23 protein-coding genes and 1 tRNA gene are annotated in these 25,168 nt (G+C 70.5%); 19 read left to right on the forward strand and 5 right to left on the reverse strand.

Features of this window, described 5'->3' with window-relative positions; all coding sequences use genetic code 11:
• Window positions 1–77 precede the first annotated feature (77 nt).
• From ABD808_RS16895 to ABD808_RS16930, 8 genes are all read left to right on the forward strand, one after another.
• Window positions 78–881 carry an ABC transporter ATP-binding protein gene (locus ABD808_RS16895; protein ID WP_344897379.1) on the forward strand — a complete coding sequence of 268 codons (804 nt, stop codon included), beginning with the start codon at window positions 78–80 and terminating at the stop codon, window positions 879–881.
• Window positions 875–2,653, forward strand: a complete 1,779-nt coding sequence (locus ABD808_RS16900; protein WP_344897382.1) for an ABC transporter permease — start codon at window positions 875–877, stop codon at window positions 2,651–2,653. The genes ABD808_RS16895 and ABD808_RS16900 overlap by 7 nt, the downstream gene beginning before the upstream one ends.
• A complete protein-coding gene (locus tag ABD808_RS16905) occupies window positions 2,653–2,880 on the forward strand; it encodes an ABC transporter permease family protein (protein ID WP_344897385.1) in 228 nt (75 codons plus the stop codon). Before ABD808_RS16900 ends, ABD808_RS16905 begins: the two co-directional genes overlap by 1 nt.
• Window positions 2,881–3,207: 327 nt before the next feature.
• Window positions 3,208–4,416, forward strand: a complete 1,209-nt coding sequence (locus tag ABD808_RS16910; protein WP_344897388.1) for an ABC transporter permease — start codon at window positions 3,208–3,210, stop codon at window positions 4,414–4,416.
• Window positions 4,417–4,425: 9 nt separating this feature from the next.
• Entirely contained in the window at window positions 4,426–5,445 is a 1,020-nt protein-coding gene (locus ABD808_RS16915; RefSeq protein WP_344897390.1) for an efflux RND transporter periplasmic adaptor subunit, read from the forward strand.
• Window positions 5,442–6,176: an ABC transporter ATP-binding protein gene (locus ABD808_RS16920; RefSeq protein ID WP_344897393.1), complete on the forward strand. Its 735-nt coding sequence runs from the start codon at window positions 5,442–5,444 to the stop codon at window positions 6,174–6,176. The genes ABD808_RS16915 and ABD808_RS16920 overlap by 4 nt, the downstream gene beginning before the upstream one ends.
• 131 nt (window positions 6,177–6,307) lie before the next feature.
• Window positions 6,308–7,582 (forward strand): hypothetical protein, encoded by a 1,275-nt coding sequence (locus ABD808_RS16925; protein WP_344897396.1) that lies wholly within the window; start codon window positions 6,308–6,310, stop codon window positions 7,580–7,582.
• A gap of 86 nt (window positions 7,583–7,668) precedes the next feature.
• A complete protein-coding gene (locus tag ABD808_RS16930) occupies window positions 7,669–8,163 on the forward strand; it encodes a hypothetical protein (RefSeq protein WP_344897399.1) in 495 nt (164 codons plus the stop codon).
• A 112-nt stretch (window positions 8,164–8,275) separates the two neighbouring features.
• Here the strand turns inward: ABD808_RS16930 and ABD808_RS16935 are convergent, their stop codons facing one another.
• Window positions 8,276–8,845, reverse strand: coding sequence for a TetR/AcrR family transcriptional regulator (locus ABD808_RS16935; protein WP_344897401.1), 570 nt, complete (start codon window positions 8,843–8,845; stop codon window positions 8,276–8,278).
• Between the two features lie 81 nt (window positions 8,846–8,926).
• On the opposite strand from ABD808_RS16935, the gene ABD808_RS16940 reads away from it, so the two are divergent.
• The 3 genes from ABD808_RS16940 to ABD808_RS16950 all read left to right on the forward strand — a co-directional run bounded on the left by ABD808_RS16940 (window position 8,927) and on the right by ABD808_RS16950 (window position 11,912).
• On the forward strand, window positions 8,927–9,868 hold the full coding sequence (locus ABD808_RS16940) for an NADP-dependent oxidoreductase (protein WP_344897403.1): 942 nt from the start codon (window positions 8,927–8,929) through the stop codon (window positions 9,866–9,868).
• 192 nt (window positions 9,869–10,060) lie between these two features.
• The gene (locus tag ABD808_RS16945) at window positions 10,061–11,344 is read left to right on the forward strand and encodes a CysS/YqeB C-terminal domain-containing protein (RefSeq protein WP_344897405.1); all 1,284 of its coding nucleotides are present in this window, start codon (window positions 10,061–10,063) and stop codon (window positions 11,342–11,344) included.
• Window positions 11,345–11,390: 46 nt separating this feature from the next.
• The gene (locus ABD808_RS16950; RefSeq protein ID WP_344897408.1) at window positions 11,391–11,912 is read left to right on the forward strand and encodes a hypothetical protein; all 522 of its coding nucleotides are present in this window, start codon (window positions 11,391–11,393) and stop codon (window positions 11,910–11,912) included.
• A gap of 199 nt (window positions 11,913–12,111) precedes the next feature.
• On the opposite strand, the gene ABD808_RS16955 is transcribed toward ABD808_RS16950, so the two are convergent.
• Window positions 12,112–12,711: a superoxide dismutase gene (locus tag ABD808_RS16955; RefSeq protein WP_344897411.1), complete on the reverse strand. Its 600-nt coding sequence runs from the start codon at window positions 12,709–12,711 to the stop codon at window positions 12,112–12,114.
• 39 nt (window positions 12,712–12,750) lie between these two features.
• Here ABD808_RS16955 and ABD808_RS16960 point away from each other — a divergent pair, with 39 nt between their 5' ends.
• The gene (locus ABD808_RS16960; protein ID WP_344897414.1) at window positions 12,751–13,215 is read left to right on the forward strand and encodes a Fur family transcriptional regulator; all 465 of its coding nucleotides are present in this window, start codon (window positions 12,751–12,753) and stop codon (window positions 13,213–13,215) included.
• Between the two features lie 16 nt (window positions 13,216–13,231).
• Here the strand turns inward: ABD808_RS16960 and ABD808_RS16965 are convergent, their stop codons facing one another.
• Window positions 13,232–13,621 (reverse strand): hypothetical protein, encoded by a 390-nt coding sequence (locus tag ABD808_RS16965; RefSeq protein ID WP_344897417.1) that lies wholly within the window; start codon window positions 13,619–13,621, stop codon window positions 13,232–13,234.
• 881 nt (window positions 13,622–14,502) lie between these two features.
• On the opposite strand from ABD808_RS16965, the gene ABD808_RS16970 reads away from it, so the two are divergent.
• The gene (locus ABD808_RS16970; protein WP_344897420.1) at window positions 14,503–16,371 is read left to right on the forward strand and encodes a CocE/NonD family hydrolase; all 1,869 of its coding nucleotides are present in this window, start codon (window positions 14,503–14,505) and stop codon (window positions 16,369–16,371) included.
• Between the two features lie 1,161 nt (window positions 16,372–17,532).
• Here the strand turns inward: ABD808_RS16970 and ABD808_RS16975 are convergent.
• Window positions 17,533–17,609 (reverse strand) — tRNA-Arg (locus tag ABD808_RS16975).
• Between the two features lie 389 nt (window positions 17,610–17,998).
• On the opposite strand from ABD808_RS16975, the gene ABD808_RS16980 reads away from it, so the two are divergent.
• From ABD808_RS16980 to ABD808_RS17005, 6 genes are all read left to right on the forward strand, one after another.
• Entirely contained in the window at window positions 17,999–18,511 is a 513-nt protein-coding gene (locus ABD808_RS16980; protein WP_344897423.1) for a phosphotransferase, read from the forward strand.
• Entirely contained in the window at window positions 18,486–19,382 is an 897-nt protein-coding gene (locus ABD808_RS16985; protein ID WP_425548940.1) for a cobalamin biosynthesis protein, read from the forward strand. Before ABD808_RS16980 ends, ABD808_RS16985 begins: the two co-directional genes overlap by 26 nt.
• Complete coding sequence (locus ABD808_RS16990) at window positions 19,379–20,881, forward strand: cobyric acid synthase (protein ID WP_344897429.1); 1,503 nt, start codon at window positions 19,379–19,381, stop codon at window positions 20,879–20,881. The genes ABD808_RS16985 and ABD808_RS16990 overlap by 4 nt, the downstream gene beginning before the upstream one ends.
• Window positions 20,882–20,921: 40 nt before the next feature.
• Window positions 20,922–21,572: a DUF1444 domain-containing protein gene (locus ABD808_RS16995; protein WP_344897432.1), complete on the forward strand. Its 651-nt coding sequence runs from the start codon at window positions 20,922–20,924 to the stop codon at window positions 21,570–21,572.
• A gap of 105 nt (window positions 21,573–21,677) precedes the next feature.
• Complete coding sequence (locus tag ABD808_RS17000) at window positions 21,678–22,319, forward strand: LysE family translocator (RefSeq protein ID WP_344897435.1); 642 nt, start codon at window positions 21,678–21,680, stop codon at window positions 22,317–22,319.
• A 75-nt stretch (window positions 22,320–22,394) separates the two neighbouring features.
• Entirely contained in the window at window positions 22,395–23,363 is a 969-nt protein-coding gene (locus ABD808_RS17005) for an alpha/beta hydrolase (RefSeq protein WP_344897438.1), read from the forward strand.
• Here ABD808_RS17005 and ABD808_RS17010 read toward each other — a convergent pair.
• Window positions 23,360–25,102: a serine/threonine protein kinase gene (locus tag ABD808_RS17010; protein WP_344897441.1), complete on the reverse strand. Its 1,743-nt coding sequence runs from the start codon at window positions 25,100–25,102 to the stop codon at window positions 23,360–23,362. The genes ABD808_RS17005 and ABD808_RS17010 overlap by 4 nt on opposite strands.
• Between the last annotated feature and the right edge of the window lie 66 nt (window positions 25,103–25,168).

Consider the following 25,168-nt stretch of genomic DNA (forward strand, 5'->3'; position numbering starts at 1 on the left):
GAGGTAGTACCAGGACTACCGCGAAGACTCGTATCAGGGCCAGTGCGATGACGGCGCCCGGACGGTTGGCTGACGCCATGAACGGTGCGGAGGCAAGCGGCACGGGGACGAATCCCGCCGGGACGAACACCACGGGGACGGTCGTGTCCGATGTGGCCGTGCGGCTGGACGACGTGACCAGGACGTACGGGTCCGGGGACGGCGCGGTGACGGCGCTCGCGGGGGTGACGCTGGAGTTCGCCCGCGGCACCTTCACCGCGGTCATGGGGCCGTCCGGCTCGGGGAAGTCGACGCTGCTCCAGTGTGCCGCCGGGCTCGACCGGCCTGACTCCGGACGGGTCGTCATGGCGGGCACCGACCTCACCGGCCTCCGCGAGACGAAGCTCACCCTCCTGCGCCGGGACCGGATCGGGTTCGTCTTCCAGTCGTTCAACCTGATGCCGTCCCTCACAGCCGAGCAGAACGTGGGGCTCCCACTGCACCTGGCCGGACGCCGTCCAGGAAAGGCCGAGATCGCCGCCGTGCTCCGGGACGTGGGCCTCGCGGACCGGGCCGGGCACCGGCCCAGCCGCATGTCGGGCGGCCAGCAGCAGCGGGTCGCGATGGCGCGGGCCCTGGTGACCCGGCCCGACGTGCTGTTCGCCGACGAGCCGACGGGCGCGCTGGACAGCTCCACCTCGCGCGACGTCCTGACCATGATGCGCGGCCTGGTCGACCAGCGCGGCCTGACGATCGTCATGGTGACGCACGATCCCGTCGCCGCCTCCTACGCCGACCGTGTGGTGTTCCTGGCCGACGGTCGACCGGCGGGCCGGTTGGACCGGCCGACCGCCGAGGCCGTCGCCGCCCACATGGCCCGCCTGGAGTCGGCGCCGTGCTGAGGATCGCGCTGCTGACCGTCCGCGCCCGCTGGACCGCGTTCACCGGGTCGTTCGTCGCCCTCACCCTCGGCGTCGGGCTGGTCGCGACCATGGGGCTCGCGCTGGCGGCGGCCCCCGAAACCAAGCCGACGTCCGCCGAGAAGGGAAGGGTGCGGTACGGTGCCGCGCCCGCCGTAGTCCGGGCACCCGGCAGCCTGAGCGTGCGGATCGGAGACAAGACCAAGACACGCGACCTGGAAGCGCCGCGCGGGCTGGACCCCACCATCGCTTCACGGGTCTCCGCGCTCGGCGGCGACACCGTCCAGGACCGCGTCTTCTACGCGCAGCCCGAGACGGGCGGCGGTCCACGGGTCACGATCGGCCGTCCATGGTCGGTGGCCCGCTACGCGCCCTACCGGCTGGTCGCGGGCCGGGCCGCCACCGCGCCCGGCGAGATCGTGCTCCCTGCGAGCGCGTCGCGTCTGGGTATGGCGGTTCCCGTCCTCACCGCTCAGAGCGTGACGACATACCGGGTGGTGGGGCTGGTCGACCCGGACGAGGCCGAACCGGCGGTCCTGTTCACCGACGCCGAGGCCGCCCGCCTCTCCCCACGGATCGACGCCGTGATCAGCAAGGCGCAGGCGGCGAGGCTGCGCGACGCCGTCGGCGGCTCCGCCGTGGTGCTCACCGGCGACCGGGCCCGGACGGCGAGCGCCGGAGTCGCGACGACCGGCGGCACGGACACGCTGGCCGGAACCAAGATCATGCTCGGCACGGCGGGCGGGATCTGCGGGTTCGTCGCGGTCTTCGTCGTCGCGTCCACCTTCGCGCTGGCGGTCGTCCAGCGGCGCCGCGAGCTGGCGCTGCTCCGCGCGATGGGCGCGACGCCCCGCCAGGTCCGGCGGATGCTGTCCGGTGAGGCGTTCGCCGTCGGGGTGATCGGCTCGACGCTCGGCTGCGCCATCGGGCCCGCCTGCGCCCCGGTGCTGGGCGGCTGGCTCGTCGACCAGCGCCTGGCACCCGCGTCGTACACCGTCCCGACGACGGCGTGGCCGCTGGCCGTGGCGTTCGCGACCGGCCTCACGGTCGCCCTGCTCGGGGCGGGGGCGGCGGCGCGGCGGGCCGGACGGATCCGTCCGGCCGAGGCGCTGCGCGACGCGGCGCTGGAGACCCGCGCCATGACCGTCGGCCGCTGGGTGCTGGGCGTCGGCGGCATGCTGGCGGGCCTGTGGATGCTGGCCTCGGTGCTCGGCGATCCCGGTGGCGCGACCACCCGCAAGCAGTACATCCCGGTCACGATGCTGCTGATCGTCGGCGTCGCGATGCTCGCGCCGATCGTCGTCTCACCGGTGGCCCGGCTGGTCGCCTGGCCGCTCGGCCTGCTGCCGGGCGCCGGGGCGATGGTCGTCCGGGAGAACGCGTTGACCGCCGCCCGTCGGACCGCCTCGACCGCCGCGCCGGTGCTCGTCACCGTCGGCCTGGCGCTCTCCCTGCTCGGCGCCACCGCCAGCGTCGACCACGCCGAACGGGCCGAACTGCGCGACCAGCACCGGGCCGACTTCATCGTGACCCCGGACGGGACGCCCGGCCTCAACCGGGCCGTGATCGCGGCCGTCGCGGCCGTGCCCGGCGTGGACACCGTCGTCCGGACGCCGACCGCCCTGTTCGCCCTGGAGGACGGCGAGGCCCTGGTGAAGTATCCGGCCCAGGCGGTGACGCCCAGGTCGCTCGCCGATGTCGCGAAGCTGCGCGTGGTGTCGGGCGACCCGTCCCGCCTGGCGGACGACTCCTGATGGTCGGCATCGGCGCGGTGCTCGCCCTGCTGGTGTCCGCGTTGGCCGTGGGCGGGGTGGTGTTCGGACTGCTGAACCTGTCCGGGCGTCTCGACCTCGCGGTGCCGTGGCCACCGATGGCCGGAATTGTCACCGCCTGCGCGGTCATCGCACTACTGGCCTCGACACTGCCCGCCCACGCGGCGATGCGGACCCGTGCCGTCGAGGCGTTGGGAACCCGTGAATAAACGGCGCGGCCACCATTCCGCTGCACATCGGACACGACCTGAAGGACGTGGGTGAAACCTTGGGTTGGTCGCCATCGCTTCCGACATCGACGTCCTAGTCCACCCGGCGAACCTGGCACGCGGCGGACGCGAAACGCCGAACAACAAGTGACCGACCGTAATCGGCAATGGTCACGTCTGTCGGAGTGGACGTGCAGAAGACGGCTCACATGAAAATGTTGTGGTTCGCGGCGACGGCAGTGGAATACCGGTAGCGTTCGTGATCACCGTATTCGAGGGGAATGCGGCTATGTCGCGTCGGGGGCCGTAGCGATGCCCATTTGGGGGATGTTTCTCTCCGCGATCGCGGAGATCCGTACCAGTAAGGTGCGGGTCGCCCTGTCGCTGATGTGCGTGTCCGCGCTCGTCGCCGTGGTCACGTTGGCGATCGCGTTGGGCGGAATGGCGCGGCAGGCCCTCGTCCAGACCTTCGAGCAGGAGGTCGGCCGTCCGGTCACGCTCACCGTGATGGCCCCGACCGACAACGGCCCGTCCGCGATGTCGGACGAGACGGTCGCCCGGATCGAGTCGGACATGCGCCGCTACCAGATCACGGGGAGTCCGCTCCGCGAGGCGGTGAACGTCTCCTACCGGCAGGTCCTGCCCGGCGGCACCCGTCCGATCAAGGGCGACGAGGACACCGGCGGCGAGATCCGGACGGTCGGCGCCAACCCCGGCCTCGACCGGATCCGCCGCATCCAGGTCGCGTCCGGCCGGTGGCTGGTCCCCAACGACAACGCCCGGCTCGAGCCCCAGCTCGTGGTCAGCGCGAAGTTCGCCGAGCAACTCGGCCCGCGGCCCGTCGGCGCGATCGTGGAACTCAGCGCGCCCCGGCTGTGGGTTCGGGCGAGGGTCGTCGGCGTCCTCAGCGGAGGCACGCCCTGGTCGCAGACCGAGATCTACATGCCGTACCGGACGATGGCCCGCTGGGGCATCGGCGCGGACCAGACCCAGTACGTCGTCCGCGTTCCGAAGGCCGACGCCCGGCAGGTCATGGAGCGGTTCCGGTCGGACGCCGCGACGTCCTGGGGCCTGGGCAAGGCGGAGATCTACCGCGAGGAGGGCGACACCGGGGCCATCAGCGGCACGTTCGGCAAGGTGCTGGTGGCGGCGGCCTTGTTCCTGCTGCTCCTCGGCTCGCTGCCGGTGCTGGTGCTCGGCCTGATGGCGGTACGGCAGCGCCGCAGCGAGCTGGGCGTCCAGCGTTGCTTCGGCGCCACCGGCTCCGACCTGTTCCTCGGCGTCCTGCTGGAGGGGCTGATCGTCTCCTGCGCGGGCGGGCTGATCGGCATCACCGGCGTGTACGCGATCAGCGGGCCGCTGTTCGGCCTCCTCAAGGACCGGGGGCCCTTCGCGAACGCCGATCTGGCCATGACGTTCCCGTGGCGGGCGGCGCTGCTCGGCATGGGCGTCGCGGTCTGCGTCGGCCTCATCACCGGCCTGATCCCGGCGATGCGCGCGATGCGCCGCTCGGTCATCCAGGCGATCCGGAGCTAGGAGACGATCATGTTCCGCGTGGGGAACCGCCTGGCCAAGGCCGGGATCATCGTGGCGGTGCTCGGTGTCGTCGGCGGCACCGGCTGGCTGGCGGGCAACGGCGCCGCCGAGCCCCCGGCGCCGTCCGACCCGCTTCCGTCCGTCGACCTGTCGGCCAAGGTCGTCACCGTGGAGAAGGGCACGATCGTCAGCCGCATCACGGTGGACGCGGTCGTCCGGGCCGACCCGCCGGTTCCGGTGCGGGTCACGAAGGCGGGCACCGTCAGCGCCGTCCGCCACAAGAACGGGCAGCGGGTGAACAAGGGTGAGCCCCTGCTGACGGTCAAGGTGCCCCCCGAGGACGAGAAGGCCAAGCCCACCACGATCGCCGTGACCGCGCCCACGTCCGGCCGGATCTCCGGCCTGAGCGCGACGGTCGGGCAGGAGCTCAACCCGTCCGACACGGTCGCGCAACTCGACCGCGGCCGCTACCAGGCCGTCGCCACCATCTCCAGCAAGGAGATCTACAAGCTCTACAACCGGCCGGAGTCGATCAAGATGGCGATCGACCACGGCCCGGCGCCGTTCACCTGCCGCCTGCTGGCCTACGGCGCCGGGGTCTCGAACACGCCCCCGGCCGGACAGCCGGAGGGCCCTCCCGGCGGCGGTGGCACGGACGACGGATCCGGCGGAGGCGGCGGGGACGACGTCGAGGTGACCTGCCGGATCCCCACCCGCCAGAAGGTCTTCGCCGGGATCCGCGGCAAGATGGCCATCACCACCGACTCGGTGACCGGCGCCGTCGTGATCCCGCTGTCGGCCGTCCTCGGCGAGGCGTCCAAGGGCAAGGTGACGGTGGTCGGCGACAACGGCGAGCGCCAGGTACGCGACGTCCGCCTCGGCATCAACGACGGCAAGCGCGTCGAGGTCGTGGACGGCCTGGAGCCGGGTGACAAGATCCTCGACCGGGCCCCGGACGACGCCGCGTTCGACGCGCCCGCCCCGCCCCCGGAGAACGGCGGCGGCGCCCCGGTGGAGGGCGGCCCGTGAGCGCGGTCACCCCGGAGCCCGGCGACGTCCGCGTGGCGGAGGCGCGGGAGCCCGTCCTGGCGATCAGCGGCATCACCAAGCGGTTCACGCTGCGCCGCCGCAAGGAACCGCTGACCGTTCTGGAGGACGTGTCGCTGACCGTCCACCCGGGTGCGACGGCCGCGATCGTCGGGCTGTCCGGTGCGGGCAAGTCCACGCTGCTGAACATCCTCGGCCTGCTGGAGCGTCCCGACGCCGGGACCGTCCGGATGTACGGCAGGGAGACCACCACCCTGCGCGAACGCGAACGCGCCCAATTGCGCGGCGAGACGATCGGCTTCGTGTTCCAGCAGCTCAACCTCCTGCAACGGCGCACCGCCCGCCAGCAGGTCGCGGCCCCGCTCCTGTACGCGGGCGGCCGCAGCCTGCGCCGCCGCTACGACCTGGCCGACGAGACGCTCCGCCGCGTCGGCCTGGGCGAACGCCTGCACGCCACCCAGTCCAGCCTCTCCGGCGGCGAACAGCAGCGCGTCGCGATAGCCCGCGCCCTCATCCGCGACCCCCGCCTGATCCTCGCCGACGAGCCCACCGGCGCCCTCGACCCGGTCACGGCGGGCCAGGTCATGGACCTCCTCTTCGACCAGGCCCGCGCCGACGGCCGCGCCCTCATCCTGGTCACCCACGACCACACCCTCGCCCGCCGCGCCGACGCCGTCTACGTCCTGGAGAACAGCACCCTCACCCCGGCCTGAGACGGGCGGCGGTGCCGAGGTCACGGCCTCCAATGTCGGGGCAGCGTCACCGCGGGGGTGTGGTCAGGTACACCTGCGTCCGGTGTTCAGGCCCATCGAGCGCCGGTGCCGCCAGCCCTAGCGTCGCGGGTATGACGAAATCCAAGGCTCGTACGCGGCGTTTCCGCTGGGCCATGCTGGGTGGTACCGGGATCGCACTCATCGCGCTCCCCGCCACCGTTATCACCCTCGCCACCGGAAGTCAGGACGACGGCCAGCCGGTCGCCGTGGCCGCTGCCTCGTCCGTCCAGCGAGGAAGTGTCGTGTCGGCGACGCGGGTCGCGCGGATGTCGGCGGCTGAAGCGGGGGCCTATCTCACCGAAATCGATCCCCGTTTCGGGTCGCCGCGCCCGCGCAACGGGGTGGACACATACCGCGTCGTCTACCGGACGATCTCTCCCACCGGGGCGCCAACAACGGCAAGCGGCGTGATCTCGTTGCCCCGGAATTCTGGGAAGGCGACACTGCGACCGGTCAGTTTCGCCCATGGAACCCACGTCTCCAAGAATTACGCGGGCTCGGTCGCCGAGGACGGCCAGGGCCGGGCCGTCGCGATCTACTACGCGGCGGCCGGATACGCCGGGGTCGCGCCCGACTATCTCGGGCTGGGGCTCGGCCCGGGCCCGCACCCGTATATGCATTCACCGTCCGAGGCGTCGGCGTCCTTGGACATGCTGCGCGCCGCCCGTTCGGTCGCCGCCGCGCATGGCGGACGGTTCGAAAGGCGGGTCCTGGTGACCGGGTTCTCCCAGGGCGGTGTGGCCGCCATGGCGCTGGGCCGGGAACTACAGCGCGGCGCCGACCCGTATCTGCGGCTCGGAGCGCTCGCTCCGATCAGCGGGCCTTTCGACCTGCGGCACGCGCAAATCCCGGAGTCGTTCCGCCCAGGGTCGACGATCGCGCCGAAGGCGTCGGTCTTCTATCTCGCCTATGCGACGGTGGCATGGAACCGTCTCTACGGGCTGTACGAGTCGCCGTCCGAGGTTTTCAGGGCCCCTTACGACAAAATCGTGGAAGGCCTCTTCGACGGCACCAAGGACCAGGACACCGAGGTCATGCCGCGCCTGCCCGACACGCCGCAGGAGCTGCTCACCCCGTCCTACCAGCGCTGGGCGCTCCATCCCTCCGGGAAGCTGCTGCAAGCCATTCGGTCATCGGACGGCACCTGCGATTGGCGACCGCGCGTCCCGGTCCGGTTGTCGGCCGGATCCCATGACGAACAGGTCGCCTCGTCCAACACCCGCAACTGCGCGGCGGCCCTGCGGGCCCACGGCGCCGCACCCCAGGTCATCGACTTTGGCCCGAACACGCAGCACATGGAGTCGTTGTCCCGTGGCGTCCCCGCCACTCTCCGCTGGTTCCGGTAGCTGACGAGAACGACCGGGAATTAGCCCGTCCCGGGAGCGGAAACAAGGCCATAGTGGGGGTCGCGCTCTAACGGGAGGTTCGGGGGATGGACGGCGACGCCCGGCGGGAAGTCATCCTGAAGGTGCTCGGCTGGGGAACGGTCGTCTACTTCCTCATCATCGGGTTCGCCTTGGACAAGCACGCGCTCTTCGAGTTGAAGTCACCGCCCGGCTCGGCACGCCTCCAGCAGGCGCAACTCGCCCACGCCGACGCGCTCGACTCGAAGTCCCGCGGCCTGACCGGGGCGGACCCGGTGGCGTCCGCCGACCTCAAGGCCCAGGCCGCCAGAATCCGTTTCGACGTGGCCACGGCCCGCGGCGACCAGTCGGACGGCCGCTACCGCGCGATCGGCCTCATCGCGGGCACGGCGGCATTCGCCCTCCTCTATCCACCGCTCATCTATTTCACCTACCGCCGCACAACCCCAACCTCGTCCGCCCCCACGCCGCCCGATCTGATTCCCCTCAAAACCGCCCTCGGCTATGGCGCAGTCATGAGCACCATCACCTTCATCGCCGGTTTCACCACCGCCTACCAATAAGCACCACCACCAGACGGACAGCACCCGGCCCCGCCACGGGGGACGGCGGCGATTGAGAGGCCGTCCGGGCTTTTGTGAACAGTGGGGTCGCGTCTCCGCCGAGGTGCCGTCGTCAGCACCGAGCGCTGGCGGCTCGCACGTCGTTCAGGATTCGCCGGGCGAGTTGGCCGAAGTCGTCGTCGTTGGCCGTGTCCCTCCAGCGCTCGTAGGCGATTTTCCAAGCGAGCGCGCCCAGTTCGGCGGCCACGCGCGCGGTCAGGTCGGGAACGCCGCGCCGCTTGAGCGCGTCGACCATCGACGCGGTGAGGCTGAGTTGCTTCAACGCGTCGCGTTCTCGCAGCTCCGGATTGGCGGCGATCACCGCCGACCTCCGGGCGCCGAACTCGCGACGGTCGGGGGTGAAGGCCTTCTTGCCGATCACGTCCAGTGCGTGCGCCACCGTTTCGAGCGGGCTGGCCCCCGCTGGCGCCGCGTCGAGCCCGTCGACGAGCAGTCCGGTCATCGTGCCCCCGCCGAAGAGCACCTCCCGCTTGTCCGGGAAGTGCCGGAAGAAGGTGCTCTTCGTGAGCCCGGCACGCTCCGCGATCTCGATCACCGTCGTGTTCTCGTAGCCTCGTTCCTCGAACAGCTCAAGGGCGGCGAGGACGAGTCGCTCGGACGCGTTGGGTTGCCATCGGGCCATGAGGACATTCTACGGGACTTGGTGCCGTCACTCGTGTACAGTGATGAGACCAAGTCCCATCACGCTCCGTTGGAGATGTTCATGAGCCGAGCCGTCGTCTTTGAGTCGTTCGGAGGTCCCGAGGTGCTGGAGGTGCGGGACGTTCCGGAACCGCATGCCGGGCCGGGCGAAGTCCGCGTCCGCGTAACGGCGGCCAGTCTGAATCCCATGGACTGGGGCATCGCCTCGCGCCCTGAGGTGGCGGCCCGGTTCGGCATCACCCTGCCGTCCGGCTTCGGATACGACCTTGCCGGGGTCGTCGACGAGGTCGGCGCCCACGCCACGGGTTTCGCCGTGGGCGACCGTGTCCACGGCGGCGCGCTGAGTAGAGCCGTTGCCGATTTCGTGGTGGTCAAGACCCCCACCGAGGCGACCGAGCCGCTCTGGCATACGCCGGACGGCATCAGCGACGAGGTGGCGAGCACACTTCCGGTGGCCGGAATGACCGCCGCCGCCGCGTTGGCGGCGATCGACCTGCGGCCCGGCGACACCGTCCTGGTCGGCGGCGCCGCAGGCGGCGTGGGCGTGTTCGTCATACAGCTCGCGAAGCTCATCGGTGCCCGAGTGATCGGGACCGCAGCGGAGGGCACGTTCGAGTTCCTGCGCCAATTCGGTGCCGAGCCCGTGACCTACGGCCCAGGACTGGCAGACCGGGTGCGGACCCTGGCTCCGGAGGGCGTGACCGCGGCAACCGACTTGTACGGACTCGAAACGGCCGAGACCGCGCTCGCCCTCGGTGTGCAGCCCGAGCGAATCTCCACGATCGCCGCAGGGCCCAATCCTCCCGGCGGCGTCCGCGCGACCGGTGGGTTCGACGCGGCAATGGAGGCCATGGAGCGCATCAGCGACGCGATCCTCGCCGGCACGATCACCGTGCCGATCGCCGCGACCTTCCCGATCGAGCAGATCCGCGACGCGGTGACCCTGCAAGCCGAAGGCCACGTCCACGGCAAAATCGTGATCACCGGCTCGACGACGGGCTGATTCGGCGGGGGCGCTAACCGCTGCGACCGTGCCCGGCTCTCGACGCCAATATGAGCGGCGGCCGTTGCTCTAGGACGGCTCCCCGAACGTGCACAGCGGACTAGGGCCGTGGACGGGTGGGTGGGGTGGTGCGATGCTCACAGGTATGGGCGTGTTCTCCGGAGATGCGGGTGGGCGAGTTCGGGGGCCGGTTTGAGCGATGGGGCGCGGACGCCGCTGCTGGTGCTGATGGGATCGGGTGAGACCGCCCCGACGATGGTGAGCGTGCATCGGGAGATCGCCGCGCGGCTGTGTCCCGCGCTGGCGGTGTTACTGGACACGCCGTACGGGTTTCAGGAGAACGTCGCGGAGATTTCGTCGCGTGCGCAGGCGTATTTCGAGCGCAGTGTTGGGCTTCGTGTGGACGTCCCGTCCGGCCTGCGCGGGTGCGCCGAGATCGGTGTGGACGCTCGCGAGGCCGGGACGCGCGCGGACGTGGGTTTGGCGGCGGTGCGCGGCGCGGACTGGGTGTTCGCGGGTCCTGGAAGTCCGTCGTACGCGCTGGCGCAGTGGCGCGGCGGGCCGGTGGGGGAGGCGCTGGCCGATCACGCCCGGACGGGACGCGCGGCGCTGGTGTTCGCTTCGGCGGCGGCGTGCACGTTGGGCGCGTACGCGCTGCCGGTCTATGAGATCTACAAGTCCGGCGTGCGCCCGCACTGGCTGGAGGGCCTGGACGTCCTCGGCCATCTCGGGCTGAAGGTCGCGATGATTCCGCACTTCGACAACGCCGAGGGCGGCACGCACGACACCCGGTACTGCTACCTGGGTGAGCGCCGGTTGCGGGTGCTGGAAGAGGATTTACCGGACGACGCGGCGGTGCTCGGCCTGGACGAACACACGTCCGCCATGGTCGACGTGGGCCGTGACCTGGTGGAGGTGCGTGGCCGGGGTGTCATGACCGTCCGGCGGTGCGGAGACAGCGCGGTCGTCCCCTCCGGTTCGTCGATGAGTCTGACCGAGCTGCGGGCGTTGGTGCGCGGTGAGGTCGCGCGGCGGGACGCCCGGCCCGAGGAGGAGATTCCGGAACCGGCGGTGCCATCGGTGACCTTGCGAGACACGGTCGTCGGATGCGAGCGACGCTTCGAGGTGGGTGTCCGCGAGGGCGACGCCGACGCGCTGGTGCGGGCCGTGCTGGAGATCGACGCCGCCGTGGCCGAGTGGGCCGGGGACACCGAGGAGGACGAGGGCGGCACCGACTGGGCCAGGGACGTGATGCGCAGCCTGGTCGTCCGGCTCGGCCAGACGGCGGGACGCGGCCTGGCCGACCCTCGCGACGTCCTCGAACCGGCGGTGGAGCCGCTGATCGGTGTCCGTGCGGAGCTTCGCCGCACCGGGGCCTTCTCGCTCGCGGACACCGTCCGCGACGCACTCCAGGCGGTCGGGGTGGAGGTGCACGACACCCCGGACGGTACCCACTGGCGGTTGGGTGCGTCGTGAGGAGGGTGCGGCGTGACGCACTTACTGCGCGTGAGATGCTGTTGCGATGGGGTTGCAACAAGCCGTCGTGGGGGGCTCCGCGGTCGTGGTGGAGGTGCTCGCCCTCCGCGTGACCGGTGACGGTGGTCTGGCCTTCCGAGTGTTGGCGGGCGAGCTGGGCCGCGAACGGCACCCGGACGAGGTCGCGCGGGAGTTGCTGGGCCTGTCCCGCGACACCGCCGCGTACCTGCTGCACTCGACGAGCTGGCGGCACGAGCCGTCCGGACGGGTGCTGCTCACCTACGCCTGCTGCCCCGACCCGCGGCCCGACCTCCCGGCCGTCCCGCTGACCGCCTGGACGCTGGCCCACGGCGACGGCCCGGCGAGCCCGTCACCGGACAGGCCGCGAGCCGAGCACGTGGCCGCCCACGCCGTCCGTCACCTGGCGTTCCTGCGGCACACCGATCCCACCGCCCGCCGGGTCATCGAAGCCGTCCCGGGGCTGTCGGGCATCCTCGCCTCGTGGTCACCGGCCCCCGCCGGCCAGTTGCCCGGCACGGGCGGCCAGGCAACTTTCGCGTCCCGCTGAGCCACGTCCCGCTGAGTCACATCCCGAAGCCCTCGTGCTCGCGGCGCTTGGCGCTCGTGCCTGTCGTCGGTACGGCCAGGTGATGGCGGGGTGAGCGTCGGGTGGAGAATGCGGAGCGGCGCCCGCCGGACCCGGGGAACGTGTTCTGAGCATGATCCGGGGTCCGGTGGGCGCCGCGGTTCGCGGGCCTGAACCGGTGTCAGGCGTTCTTGGCGGCGGTGAGACGGGCGCCGACGTCGTTCCAGTTCACCAGGTCCCAAAGTTTCTGGACGTAGTCGGGACGCACGTTCTTGTACTGCAGGTAGTAGGCGTGCTCCCAGGCGTCGAACACCAGCAGCGGCGTGGAGCCCATGCCGACGTTGCCGTGGTGGTCGTAGACCTGCTGGATGACCAGCCGCTGCCCGAGCGGCTCCCAGCCGAGGACGCCCCAGCCCGATCCCTGAACGGTCGCGGTCGCGGAGGTGAGCTGCTTCTTGAACGCCTCGAACGACCCGAAGTGCTCGTCGATGGCCGAGCCGAGCTCGCCGTCGGGGCGGTCGCCGCCGTCGGGGGACAGGTTGTCCCAGAAGATCGTGTGCAGGACGTGGCCGGACAGGTTGAACGCCAGGGTCTTCTCCAGGCCGACGAGCCCGCCGAGCTGGTCCTTGTCGCGTGCCTCGTCCAGCTTCTCCAGCGTGTCGTTGGCGCCCTTGACGTAGGCGGCGTGGTGTTTGGCGTGGTGCAGCTCCAGGATCTCCCCCGTGATGGCGGGCTCAAGGGCGGCGTAGTCGTAAGGAAGGTCCGGCAGTGAGTAGGCCATGACGTCCACTATTGCAAAAGACTTGCAACTGCATCAACAATGCAGCGATGTCGCCCCCCGGACTCGACCCGCCCGGATCACGCGCTGCGCCACTCCTGGGCGCTGTCACGGGTGCGCGGGGCCGGTCACCGCAGGACCCGTCCGCGCACCCTCATCCTGGCCGTCCTCGCGGAAGCGGACGGTCACCTGACCGCCGACGCCGTTCGTGAACGCGCCGTCGCCACGAGCGGCATGGACCCGTCCACCGTCTACCGGACGCTGGCGCTCTTCGAACGCCTACAGATCGTGCACACCCTGACGATCGGGAAACGTGTCACCTACGGCCTGGCCGACCATCCGCACGCGCACACCGTCTGCGACGGATGCGCCCGGGTCACAGCGCTCCGCGACGCTGAACTCGGCGACCTTCGGACGCTGGTGCGGCGCGACCTGGCCGGTTTCGCCGCCACGGGGATCGTCATCCGGGGTCGCTGCGCCGCCTGCCGACCGGCCCCGGACGACTGATCTCGCCCCGGTGAGGTCAGCGATCGACGGCGGTGTCGGCCAGGAGCCGGGCGAGGACGGTCAGAGCGGCCGGCGGATCGTCGGAGAGCCTGCCCTGGGCCAGCCGGGCGGTGCCGCCGCCTCGTCCCGCCAGGACCTGCTTGATCAGTTCACCGGCCGACAGGCCGAGGTCCTGGGCGGCCCGGTTGGCGGCCACCACGAACCCCGACGGCGACGTCACGGCCATGACGCCGGGGCGGCGGCCGGGCAGGCGGTCGATGACCAGTTTCGCGAGCCTGCGCGGGGGCGCGTCGGTGTGGGCGCAGGCGAACCGGCCCCCGCCCGCGTCGGTGGCCGGGGCCGCGACCTGGTCGAGTAGCCGCCCGTTGGCGCGCTCGGCCTCCCTGAGCCGTTCGACCAGGGCCACGACGCGGTCGGGGAGCTGGTCGCTCGGCGCGGGGCCAGCGGCAGAAGCCGCCCATCCGCCTGCGCGGCGGGGTTTCCGGCGGTCACCGGATGAGCGTGCTCATGGCGTGGCTGAGCGGGTGCGCGCGGTGAGTCACTGGGGGTGGTCGCGACAGGCCCGCGACATTCGAGCGAACACGGGGACATATCGGGACATAGTTTGGGATCTTGGCAATGGTAAGACCGCAGGTTGGGGGTGGCGCGCCCGGCAGGATTCGAACCCGCGACCGTCGGATTAGAAGTCGGCTATCGGTGCTGTCGGCGCGTTATTCCAGGTGCTGAAGCCCGTCAGTCTATCTCGTTCTGTATAGCCAACAGCGGCCAGCGCTGTCGCTTCGTACCGCTGGCTACCAAAGCGCTCCGCAACATTCGAGCAAACAACGAGCGAACACGATCCAACGCTGCGCAGGTTCGAACCCGGTGCAGGGCACGCAAAACATGGGAACAGGCTTGACCGGGCTGCTCATCGTGGAGGAGCGGTTCTCCCTGCCTGGTACGCCGCGAGGGAGGGGGAATGGCCGTGGCCGAGGGCTGGAGCGATCAAGCGATCCGGTGGGCGACCACCATCAGCGTCATGGTGCTGGCCGCGATTCGCGGCCGTGCACGGGGCCGAGCCGGTCTGGACGTGCGGCGCGATGCACCGACGAAGGGGGCGAATTCGCGCGTCCGATAGATTCCGGCAATTCGCCACAAACGGACCGTTCGGCGCACCGATCGACCGTTTGGCGGACAGCCCTTGACCGCCCTCCTGACCAGCCGTCGTGATCATGCGATGCTCCGCCCGACGACGTCGAACGGTCGGTCGGGCGGCCCCGCCGCCCCGGCCAGGAAGGAGTTGCGGCGATGCGCGCGAGACGGCGGACGACCTGGGCGAACAGAAGAAGTCGCAGTTGGCGGCTGTCCCTTGTAGCGGCGGCCGTGCTGCTGCTGGGTGGCGTCGCCGCCGCGCCCGTTGCGGCGGCCGACGCCCCGCCGAAGGCGGAGGAATGCGAATTCAGCGTCCAGAAGGACGTCCCGGCCACTATGCGGGACGGGACGGTGTTGCGCAGCAACGTGTTCACGCCGAAAGGGGACGGCGAGTTCCCCGTCATCCTGATGCGGCTGCCCTACAACAAGGAGGGCGCCCTGAGCTTCGTCTATGGCCCTCCCGACCGTTACGCCAAGGCCTGCTACCTCGTCGTGGTGCAGGACGTCCGCGGCGAGTACAAGTCGGACGGCACCTTCTACCCGTACCAGAGTGAGGCCGAGGACGGCTACGACACCATCGAGTGGTCCGCCGCTCTGCCGCACTCCAACGGCAAGGTCGGCATGTACGGGTTCTCCTATCCGGGGCTCACACAGTGGCTGCCCGCCACCCTCACGCCCCCGCACCTGGTCACGATCGCCCCGGGGTTCACGTCCTCCGACATCTACGACGGATGGACCTACGAGGGCGGCGCGCTGTACCAGTCGTTCATCCAGGACTGGCTGCTGAGCTTCCTCACCGGAGGCGTCACCAGCAAGCTCCCGGACGGCGCGAAACTGCGGGCGGAGATGAACCAGGCGTCCAAGGACCTGCACGCCAAGTGGTACCGGCACCAGCCGCTGAACAACTTCCCGCCGCTGTACCCGGAGGACGACCGCATCGCGCCGTACTACTTCGACTGGATCGACCACCCGAGCTACGACGACTACTGGAAGCGCTGGGCGATCCGCGACCACTACCCGCAGGTCAAGGTGCCGTCGCTGAATTTCAGCGGCTGGTCCGACATCTTCCTCAACGGGACGGTGGAGAACTTCGCCGGGATGCGCGCCCAGGGCGGGTCCGAGGTCGCCCGGCAGGGCACGCAACTCCTCGTCGGGCCGTGGACGCACGGCGGCTCGGGCCGCAAGGTGGGCGACGTCGACTTCGGTCCGGAGGCGGTTGTCGCGTGGGGCGATCTGCACCTTCGCTGGTTCGACCACTGGCTGAAGGGGATCGACAACGGCGTGGACAAGGATCCGCCGGTGAAGGTCTTCGTGATGGGCGCCAACAAGTGGCGCACAGCTGACTCCTGGCCGATCCCCGGCACCGCCAACACCACGTACTACCTGCACAGCAAGGGCGACGCGAACACGGCGAACGGCGGCGGCGCGCTCGATACCACCGCGCCCGCGACGGACGAGAAGGCCGACCAGTACCAGTACGACCCGGCGAACCCGGTACCAAGCGTCGGCGGCCGTTTCCAGAGCTCGGTGCCCGGCGGCCCGCGGGACCAGCGGTCCGTCGAGCAGCGGCCGGACGTGCTGGTCTACAGCACCCCGCAGCTCACCAAGGACACCGAGGTCACCGGCCCGATCTCGGTCACGCTGTACGCCAGGTCCTCGGCGAAGGACACCGATTGGACGGCGAAGCTCACCGACGTCCAGCCGGACGGCACCTCGATGCTGATCAGGGACGGCATCCAGCGCGCCCGGTACCGGGTCTCGCTGGAGAAGCCGGAGCTGATCACCCCCGGGGAGGTCTACAAGTACACGATCAAGCTGTGGCCGACCAGCAACATGTACAAGGCGGGCCACCGCATCCGGCTGGAGATCTCCAGCAGCAACTTCCCGATGTACGACCGGAACCCGAACACAGGCGGGAAGTTCGGCGCCGACACGACCACGCAGCCCGCGTCGCAGACCGTCCTGCACGACCCGGAGCACCCGTCGTCGATAACGCTGCCGATCATGCCGGCGCCCGTCCGCTGACCCCGGCGTAACGGCTGGCCCGCGCCCCCGCCGCGGGTCAGCCGGAGGCCAGGCAGACCTGCTCGAAGTGGGCGTTGCCGAACGTCCGTCCGGAGAAGTCGTTCTTGGGCCAGCCGCTGGTCCGGACCTTGTAGGCGTTCTCGACGTTGGCGAAGAACGGATGATCCAGCCGCCGCGCTCGAACTGGATCCGGTACATCCGCTCGGTGAGCCGCAGCCGCTCGGCCTGGTCGCCGGTGGCCTGCGCCTTCTCGGAGATCGACCGCAGCTCGCGGAGGTCGGCCTCGGGCGGGTGGGCCAGCGTGGTGGTGTCGCTGAGGTCGGTCAGCGTCATCAGGGTCAGGTAGTCGCCCTGCGGCGTCCACTTCTCGACCGAGAACTTCCAGTCGTGGAATTTGGGGCCGAACAGCGTGGGGGGTGTCGACCTGCCGGACCTTGATGGTCATCCCGATCTCGGCGGCGTTCTTCGCCAGCACCGTACACATGGGCACGGCCTCGGGCGAGATCGGGCCGGTGACCAGCTCGACCGTGACGCCCTCCTTACCTGCCTCCTTGAGCGACTGACGCGCTCGGGCGACGTCCCGCCTGCGCACCAGCGACTGGGATAGCCGGGCGCGAACGGCTCGGGCAGGTCGTTCGCCACCACGCCGTGCCCGGACGTGCACGCCGTGAGCGCCTGCTCCCGGTCGTTGTCGTCGATCACCATCGCCTCCGACACCTACACCAGCGTCCTGCCCGATCTGGCCCGCCAATCGGCTGAGGACGCCGCTGCGGTCATCCTCAACGCCCGCACCCAACCGGACAGAACGGCAGCACCGGGCCGGGTCGTCCGAATTTCAGAGACGTCGAGGCGATGACCCGCGCGGGTTGACCATCGGATTCGCGACGTTGGCGTCCGCTCCCGAGCCGTTTGCGGGGGCGGACACCGGCGCCCGTATGGTCGCGCGGCCGACGGGGAGAAGCCCGCACATCCGCCTGCGCGGCGGGTTTCCGGTGGTTACCGGGTGGGCGTGCTCGGGGGGTGGGTGAGCGGGTGCGTGCGGTGAGTTACTGGGGGTGGTCGCGACAGGTCCGCGACAATCGAGCGAACATTGAGCGAACACAGGGACGTATCAGGACATAGTTGTGGATCTTGGCAGTGGTAAGACCGCAGGTCAGGGGGTGGCGCGCCCGGCAGGATTCGAACCCGCGACCGTCGGATTAGAAGTCCGATGCTCTGTCCAGCTGAGCTACGGGCGCTCGGCGCCCGGCGGGACGCCGGGACACAGTGTAAGGGGGGCGGTCGCTGGGCTCCACATCTATTTGGGGCGTTGTCGCGGGGGAGTGGATCAAGGGTTCTATCTTTGGTTGGTGTGGTGGTGAACTTTGAGGTCCCGCTCTTCGGTGGAGGTGTGTCGGAGGGCGTGGTTCGGGTCGGGGAGACGGTGCGGAGGCCGTTGCGGGCGCATAGTCCGGCCGTGCACGAGTTGTTGCGGTATCTGGAGTCGGTGGGGTTCGACGGGGCGCCGCGGGTGTTGGGGGTCGACGGGCGGGGGCGGGAGGTTCTGAGTTGGGTGCCGGGGGAGGCGCCACGGGTGCCGTTGCCCCCGTATGTGGGGTCTGAGGAGGTGTTGCGGGGTGTTGGGCGGTTGCTGCGGCGGTATCACGAGGCGGTTGCGGGCTATGAGGCGCCGGACGGGGCGCCCTGGGACGGGGAGACGTCGAACCTCGACGGGGAGCCGGAGGTCATCGGGCACTGTGACGTGACGCCGGAGAACGTGGTCTTTCGTGGTGGGGTGCCGGTGGCGCTGATTGACTTTGATCTGGCGCGGCCCACGACGCGGTTGTTCGACGTGGTGACGGCGTTGCGGCATTGGGGGCCGATCGCCGATCCTGCCGATCGGGACGCGGTGCTCTACCAGGTCGATGTGGGGAGGCGGCTGCGGGTTTTCTGCGATGCCTACGGGTTGGAGCGGGAGCTGAGGAGGGATGTCCTGCCGACGGCCCAGGTAAGGTTCGAGCGGTCTTATCGGGTGATGCGGGCTCGGGCCGAGAGTGGTGGGGGCTGGGCGCGGATGTGGCCGGGGTCCGGGCAGCGGATTCGGCGGGCGCAGGATTGGCTTGAGCGGAACTGGGATGAGCTTGATGCGTGTCTCTGGTGAGGGGCTGCTTCTCGGGGTGGCGTTGGACGCTCTGTTCGGGGATCCGAAGAGGTGGCATCCGGTCGCTGGCTTCGGGAAGGTCGCTTCGGCGGCCGAGAAGTGGGTTTACGGGGATTCCCGGTGGCGTGGGGTTGTGTATGCCGGGGTTTTGGTCGGCGGTGCGGGGGCCGTTGGGGTCGCGCTTGAGCGGGTCGCCGGGAGGAGTGTTCTGGTGACGGCGGGATGCACCTGGGTTGTGCTCGGGGGGACGTCGTTGGGGCGCGAGGGCCTTGTCATGGCGCGGTTGTTGGAGGGTGGGGAGCTTGAGGGTGCTCGGGGACGGCTTTCGCATTTGTGCGCGCGGGATCCGAGGGGGCTGGACGAAGCCGGTCTGGTGCGGGCCGTTGTCGAGTCGGTGGCGGAGAACACGTCGGATGCGGCGGTCGCGCCCTTGGTGTGGGGTGCGGTGGCGGGGATTCCGGGGTTGTTGGTCTACCGGGCCGTCAACACGTTGGACGCGATGGTCGGGTACCGGAGTCCGAGGTATGAGCGGTTCGGGTGGGCGGCGGCGCGGTTGGACGATGCCCTCAACTGGGTTCCGGCGCGGGCGACGGGCGCCCTTGTCGCGTTGTTCTCGGGGCGTGATTCGTGGCGGGTGTTGTGGCGGGACGGGAAGAAGCATCCGAGTCCCAATGCCGGACGGTGTGAGGCGGCGTTCGCGGGTGCGCTCGGGGTTCGGCTCGGTGGCGTCAACGAATACGGCGGACGGGTCGAGCGGCGCCCCGAGATGGGCGACGGGCGTGCCCCCGAAGCGCGGGACATCAGGAGGGCCGTGGGCCTTTCGGCGGCGGTGACGTTCGCTGCGGCGGCCATTGTCTGGAGTCTGCGGTGAGCGGGCTGCTCGTCGCCGGGACGACGTCGGACGCGGGGAAGAGCGTGGTCACGGCGGGGTTGTGCCGGTGGCTCGCGAGGCGGGGCGTGAAGGTCGCGCCGTTCAAGGCCCAGAACATGTCGCTGAATTCGATGGTGACGAGTGACGGTGCGGAGATCGGCCGGGCCCAGTACATGCAGGCGCAGGCGGCGGGCGTCGAGCCGAGGGCGGTGATGAATCCGGTGCTGCTCAAACCGGGCAGCGATCGGCGCAGTCAGGTCGTGGTTCTCGGACGTCCGGTGGGAGAGGTCGACGCCCGGCAGTACGGGGAGCGCAAGGCGTGGCTCGCGGGCGTGGTGGAGAGGAGTCTCGCGGAGCTTCGGGACGAGTATGACGTGGTGATCTGCGAGGGCGCGGGAAGTCCGGCCGAAATCAATCTGCGGGCGGGCGACATCGTGAACATGGGGCTCGCGCGAGCCGCCGACCTTCCCGTGGTCGTGGTCGGGGACATCGACCGGGGCGGTGTGTTCGCCTCGCTGTTCGGGACGGTGGCCCTTCTTGAGCCCGCGGACCAGGCACTGATCGCGGGGTTCGTCATCAACAAGTTCCGTGGCGCGCGGGAACTGCTGGAGCCGGGTCTCGACCAGTTGGAGAAGCTCACGGGCCGTCCGACGCTGGGTGTGCTGCCCTGGAAACTCGGGCTGTATCTGGATTCCGAAGACACCTTGGCTCTGGACGCGCCCCGACCCGACGCGAGAGGCCCGGTCGGAAAGCAGACCCTGCGGATCGCGGTGGTCAGGTTTCCACGGATTTCCAACTTCACCGATCTGGACGCGCTGGCCTGCGAGCCGGGTGTCGTCGTCCGCTACGCGGCCAGCGCCGGGGATCTGGCGGAGGCCGATCTGGTCGTCCTGCCGGGAACCCGCGCGACGGTGAACGACCTGGCGTGGCTGCGGGAGCGCGGAATGGCCGACGAGATCCTCAAGCGCGTCCGAGAAGGGCGCCCAGTCCTCGGCATTTGCGGCGGCTATCAGATGCTCGCCCGTGAAATCGTCGATGACGTCGAGTCGGGCGCCGGACGGGTCGCCGGGCTCGGGATTCTGCCCGCGACGGTGGAGTTCGGGAAAGAGAAGACCCTCGGACGTCCGTCCGGGCGCGCATACGGCGAAGACGTCCACGCCTACGAGATTCACCACGGCACGGTGACGGCGGAAGGAGAACCGTTTCTCGACGGCTGCCGTGAAGGCGCCGTCTGGGGGACGACCTGGCACGGCGCAATGGAGAACGACGGGTTCAGGCGCGCCTTTCTCAAGGACGTCGCGGAGGAGAGCGGCCGCGATTTCACGCCCGCGCCCGACGTGTGTTTCCAGGCGTTGCGGGAGGCGACGTTCGACGCGCTCGGCGACCTCGTCGAGGAGCATCTGGACACCGACGCCGTGTGGCGGATCATCGAGGGCGGCGCGCCGCGCGGCCTTCCCGTCGTGCCGCCGGGCGGGGCGCCCGCCGCGACGGTAGGGTGATCCATCCGAGACACCGGGCGCAGGCTTCAGGAGGACTCCCGTGACCGACCCGCGGTCCAGTCTGATCGTCCCGCTGATGAGGGCGCGGGTGCCGGCGGAGGTCCAGTTGGAGTTCCCGCTGCCGCCGGACGAGGAGCCGATCCGCGACCCGTTCGCCGCCGACCTGTACGCCACCTACGCGCTGGAGATCGTCGACGAGGGCGTCCCGTCCGGCCGCCGGCACGAGCATGTGGCGCGGCGGCACTGCGACGAGCTGGGCGTCCCGCCGGGGGAGCTGCGCCGCCGCGCGGTGCTCAACCTGCGGAACCTGCGTCCCGACCTGCGCCTGGAATGGTCTCCGGACGTGCGCGCCGTGACGGTGTCGCTCGGCGGCGGTGACGCGGCGGCGTCCATCGGCACCCTGGAGTCGGGCCTGCTGCTGGACGAGGGCTTCCTGGACAAGCTCGCGCAGGACGTCGACGGCGACCTCGTCGTCGCGGTCCCGGCGCGGGACGTGTTCGTCGCGTCCGGCACCGGCCACCCGGACGGCGTCGACAAGCTCCGCTGGACGGTGACGCAGGTGTGGGCCGGAGACCGCGCGGACCGCGGCGACCCCGGCGGCGACCCGGCATGGGACGTCCCCGCCGGAAGCCTCCTCACCCACGACCTGCTGGTACGGCGCGGCGACATCTGGAACGTCTTCCAGTCTTGATCACAAACGCCGCTCGACGCGCCGGTCCAGCCCGGGCCGTCTGGAGCGGTGGAGGGCCCGGAAATTCGGTGGGACGGGCGGGACGGGCTGCGTAGTGTCGCGGGCATGGTGTCGATGCATCAAACGCTCGCGTTCGCCGTGATGGCGTTCGCGATCATTATCATTCCGGGGCCGAACGTGCTGTTCGTCGTGGGGCGCGCGCTGGCGCACGGTCGCCGGACGGCGCTCGCGGGCGTCGGTGGCGGGGTGCTCGCCTCGCTCGTGCTGACCGTCGCCGTGGCGATCGGCGTCGGCTCGATCGTGGAACGCTCCGCCATCGTGTTCACCGCGTTGAAGGTGGTGGGTGCCGTCTACATCGTCTATCTCGGGGTGCAGGCCTTCCGGCACCGCCGGTCCCTCCAGGAGACGATCGCGGCGGACGAGGAAGGCCAGGGCGGCGACGGGCGAGCCCTCCTGCAAGGGTTCGTGGTCGGTGTGACGAACCCGAAGACGACCGTGTTCTTCGCGGCCGTCCTCCCGCAGTTCGTCGTCCGGGAGCAGGGGCACGCGCCCGTGCAGATGATGGTGTTCGGGCTGGTCTTCGCGGTGATCGCGCTGCTCAGCGACAGCGTGTGGGGCATCGCCGCCGGGACGGCCCGCGAATGGTTCGCCCGCTCGCCCCGCCGCCTGGCCGCGATCGGCGGCACTGGTGGGCTGATGATGATCGGCCTCGGCGTGACCGTCGCGACGACCGGGCACAAGGACTGAGGCCCCTCGGAGGGCCCCGCCGGGCTCCGGTCTGTACCGTTCAGTCACGGTGACGTCTGTGACGAGGGAGGCGGCGTGGAGGCGACGACGGATGTGCTCGGCCCCGGGTACGAGGCGATCGAGCTGCCGCTTGGCCGGGACGCCGAAGGGGAGGTCGTCGCGACGCTGGTCCGGCGGCGCGGTACTGAGCCGTCCCGGCGTGCGGTGCTGTATCTGCATGGGTTCATCGACTACTTTTTCCAGAAGCACCTGGCCGACTTCTATCTGGGCCTGGGTTTCGACTTCTACGCGCTGGACCTGCGCAAGTACGGGCGGTCGCTGCGTCCACACCAGACGCCGAACTACATCGAGAGCCTGTCGGACTACTTCCCGGAGATCGACGAGGCCGTCCGGATCGTCCGGGACGTGGACGGGCACGACACCCTCCTACTGAACGGCCACTCGACGGGCGGGCTCATCGCCGCGCTCTGGGCCGACAAGGCGAAAGGGCAGGGCCTGGTCGACGCGGTCTTCCTGAACAGCCCGTTCCTCGACATCGCGGAGCCGCTGCTGATGCGCAAGCTAGGCGCCGGTCTTGCGCGGGCCCTGCGGCCACGGTTTCCGAAGGCGAAACTGCCTGCGAGCGTGTCAGACCGCTATCCGCGCAGCCTTCACCGTGACCACGATGGCGAATGGGACTTCGATCTGGGTTGGAAGCCGATCCCCGGGTTCCCGGTGCGTGCGGGGTGGTTGGCGGCCGTCCGGCGTGGTCAGCTGCGCCTGCACAAGGGTTTGGACGTTGATGTCCCTGTGCTGGTCATGGCGTCCACGCGCAGCGTCCGTCCCACGCGCAGGGTGCCCGACGTGACGGGCGCCGACGCCGTCCTGGACGTGGAGCACATGGCGCGGTGGGCGCCCAGGATCGGACGGCACGTCACGCTCGTCCGCATCGACGGCGGCCTGCACGACCTGGTGCTGTCGGCCGAGCCCGCCCGGTCGCAGGTGTTCACCGAACTGGCCCGCTGGACGAGCGGCTACCTGCCCGCAGACGACGGCGAGGGCTAACCGCGAATCTTCGACATGTCGAAGTCGTCGAACTGGGCGCTCACCTGCTGGGCCTCGTTGCCGCCCCGGTCGACCTCCATCCCGACCCAGCCGTTGCCCAGCGGCTGGTCGGAGTCGGTGGTGTCGATGACCTGCTTCCCGTTCACCCACAGGCGCAGCCGGACCTGCTTGCCGCCCTTCCCCTCGCAGGCGATCTGGAGCTTGTTCGGGCCCTTGTCGGAGTAGCCGGGAACCGAGTCGGGCGCGGCCAGTTCCTTGATGCCCTGGTCCCCGTTGGTCTTGCGGAGCACCGCGCCCTTGCCGTCGTTGCGGACCATGAACAGGTACTGGGAGATCTTGCTGTTCTGGTTGTTTCCCCGGCACAGAAGCCCGAACAGCGCGTCATCGGGGCCCTGCGTGACGTTCACCGTCACGGTCGCCAGGACCGGGTCGGGGAAGGCGTTCACGTTTTCCTTCGGCACCCACCGGGTGACGGACGCGGTGTAGGTGGCGGTCTGCATCCAGTACTTGCCGTCGCGGTAGCCGTAGTCGGTCCCGATGTTGCCCCAGCCGGAGTCGTCGTTGGAGAAGTCGTCGCTGAACGTGGTGGCGAGGTTGTCGGGCGGGCCGTCCGGGCGCAGCACGGTGAACCCGACGACGGCGAGGACCGCGAGCACGGCCACCGCAGCCCCGGCGATGATCAGCGGACGGCGGGGCGCCCCACCGGCTCGGCGGCGGGGGCCTCCGGTGTCGCGGCGCGTGACGTCGGCGCCGAGCATCGCCGTCGGGCCCTGCTGGAACGCGGTCTGCCCGGCGGGCGGACCGGCGGCTGGTCCGGAGGGCTGCCCGGGGTGGGCCTGCACGGTCGGGTCGGTCGGGGTCGCGTGCCAGCCCGCCTGGACGGTCTCGGCGAGCGTCGCCGGGTCGGCCTTGCCGTTGCCGACGAGCCGTCCCAGCAGGTCCTGGACGGACGGCCGGTTCCGTGGGTCCTTGTCGAGCGCGGCGGCGACCACGTCCCGCAGGCCGGGGTCGAGCCCGTCCAGCTTCGGCTCGTCGTGCGCGACGCGGTAGAAGATCTCCGGGACGGTGTTGCCCGCGAACGGCGCGCTGCCCGTCCCGGCGTAGGCGACGACGCAGCCCCACGAGAACACGTCCGACGCGGGTGTGACCGGTTCGCCGCGCAGCAGTTCGGGCGGCAGGTAGTTGGGCGTCCCGACGAACTGGCCGGTGCGTGTGGGCCCGTCGGCGGCGTCGAGCGCGCGGGCGATGCCGAAGTCGATCACGCGGGGGCCGGTGGACGACAGCAGCACGTTCGCGGGCTTCAGGTCCCGGTGGACGATCCCGGCCCCGTGGATCGCGGCGAGCGCCGTGGCGACCCCGACCGCCACGCCCTCCAGGTCGGAGCCCGGCAGCGGGCCGCGCTCGGCGACCGCCCGTTCCAGGCTCGGGCCCTCGATGTACTCGGTGACGACGTACAGCGGGTTCTCGTCCAACTCGGCGTCCAGCACGGGCGCGGTGCAGAACCGGCGGACCTGCCGGGCCGCCGTCACCTCGCGCCGGAACCGGTCGCGGAACGCGGCCTCCCCTGCCAGCTCCCGGTTGATCACCTTGACGGCGACGCGGCGACCGGTGCGGTCCGCGCCGAGATAGACCGTCCCCATGCCGCCGCGGCCGAGCCTGCCGACGATCTGGTAGGGGCCGAGTTCCGTGGGGTCGTCAGGGCGCAGCGCCTCGCCGTTCTCTCCCGCGTGCGTAGTCATCGTGGTCCTGAACTGGATATCGGCAGTCGTTTCCGTGGAAACCCTAGTGGGTGCGCTATTTCGGAC

It is taken from the genome of Actinomadura meridiana, assembly GCF_039537545.1.
Classification (GTDB): domain Bacteria; phylum Actinomycetota; class Actinomycetes; order Streptosporangiales; family Streptosporangiaceae; genus Spirillospora; species Spirillospora meridiana.

What these genes read in the sequence shown, in the direction of transcription:
- ABD808_RS16895 (WP_344897379.1), top strand. Translation starts at nt 78, where the DNA reads ATGAACGGTGCGGAGGCAAGCGGCACGGGGACGAATCCCGCCGGGACG.
- ABD808_RS16905 (WP_344897385.1), top strand. Translation starts at nt 2,653, where the DNA reads ATGGTCGGCATCGGCGCGGTGCTCGCCCTGCTGGTGTCCGCGTTGGCC.
- ABD808_RS16910 (WP_344897388.1), top strand. Translation starts at nt 3,208, where the DNA reads ATGTTTCTCTCCGCGATCGCGGAGATCCGTACCAGTAAGGTGCGGGTC.
- ABD808_RS16915 (WP_344897390.1), top strand. Translation starts at nt 4,426, where the DNA reads ATGTTCCGCGTGGGGAACCGCCTGGCCAAGGCCGGGATCATCGTGGCG.
- ABD808_RS16925 (WP_344897396.1), top strand. Translation starts at nt 6,308, where the DNA reads ATGACGAAATCCAAGGCTCGTACGCGGCGTTTCCGCTGGGCCATGCTG.
- ABD808_RS16930 (WP_344897399.1), top strand. Translation starts at nt 7,669, where the DNA reads ATGGACGGCGACGCCCGGCGGGAAGTCATCCTGAAGGTGCTCGGCTGG.
- ABD808_RS16935 (WP_344897401.1), bottom strand. Translation starts at nt 8,845, where the DNA reads ATGGCCCGATGGCAACCCAACGCGTCCGAGCGACTCGTCCTCGCCGCC.
- ABD808_RS16940 (WP_344897403.1), top strand. Translation starts at nt 8,927, where the DNA reads ATGAGCCGAGCCGTCGTCTTTGAGTCGTTCGGAGGTCCCGAGGTGCTG.
- ABD808_RS16950 (WP_344897408.1), top strand. Translation starts at nt 11,391, where the DNA reads ATGGGGTTGCAACAAGCCGTCGTGGGGGGCTCCGCGGTCGTGGTGGAG.
- ABD808_RS16955 (WP_344897411.1), bottom strand. Translation starts at nt 12,711, where the DNA reads ATGGCCTACTCACTGCCGGACCTTCCTTACGACTACGCCGCCCTTGAG.
- ABD808_RS16960 (WP_344897414.1), top strand. Translation starts at nt 12,751, where the DNA reads ATGCAGCGATGTCGCCCCCCGGACTCGACCCGCCCGGATCACGCGCTG.
- ABD808_RS16970 (WP_344897420.1), top strand. Translation starts at nt 14,503, where the DNA reads ATGCGCGCGAGACGGCGGACGACCTGGGCGAACAGAAGAAGTCGCAGT.
- ABD808_RS16985 (WP_425548940.1), top strand. Translation starts at nt 18,486, where the DNA reads ATGAGCTTGATGCGTGTCTCTGGTGAGGGGCTGCTTCTCGGGGTGGCG.
- ABD808_RS17000 (WP_344897435.1), top strand. Translation starts at nt 21,678, where the DNA reads ATGGTGTCGATGCATCAAACGCTCGCGTTCGCCGTGATGGCGTTCGCG.
- ABD808_RS17010 (WP_344897441.1), bottom strand. Translation starts at nt 25,102, where the DNA reads ATGACTACGCACGCGGGAGAGAACGGCGAGGCGCTGCGCCCTGACGAC.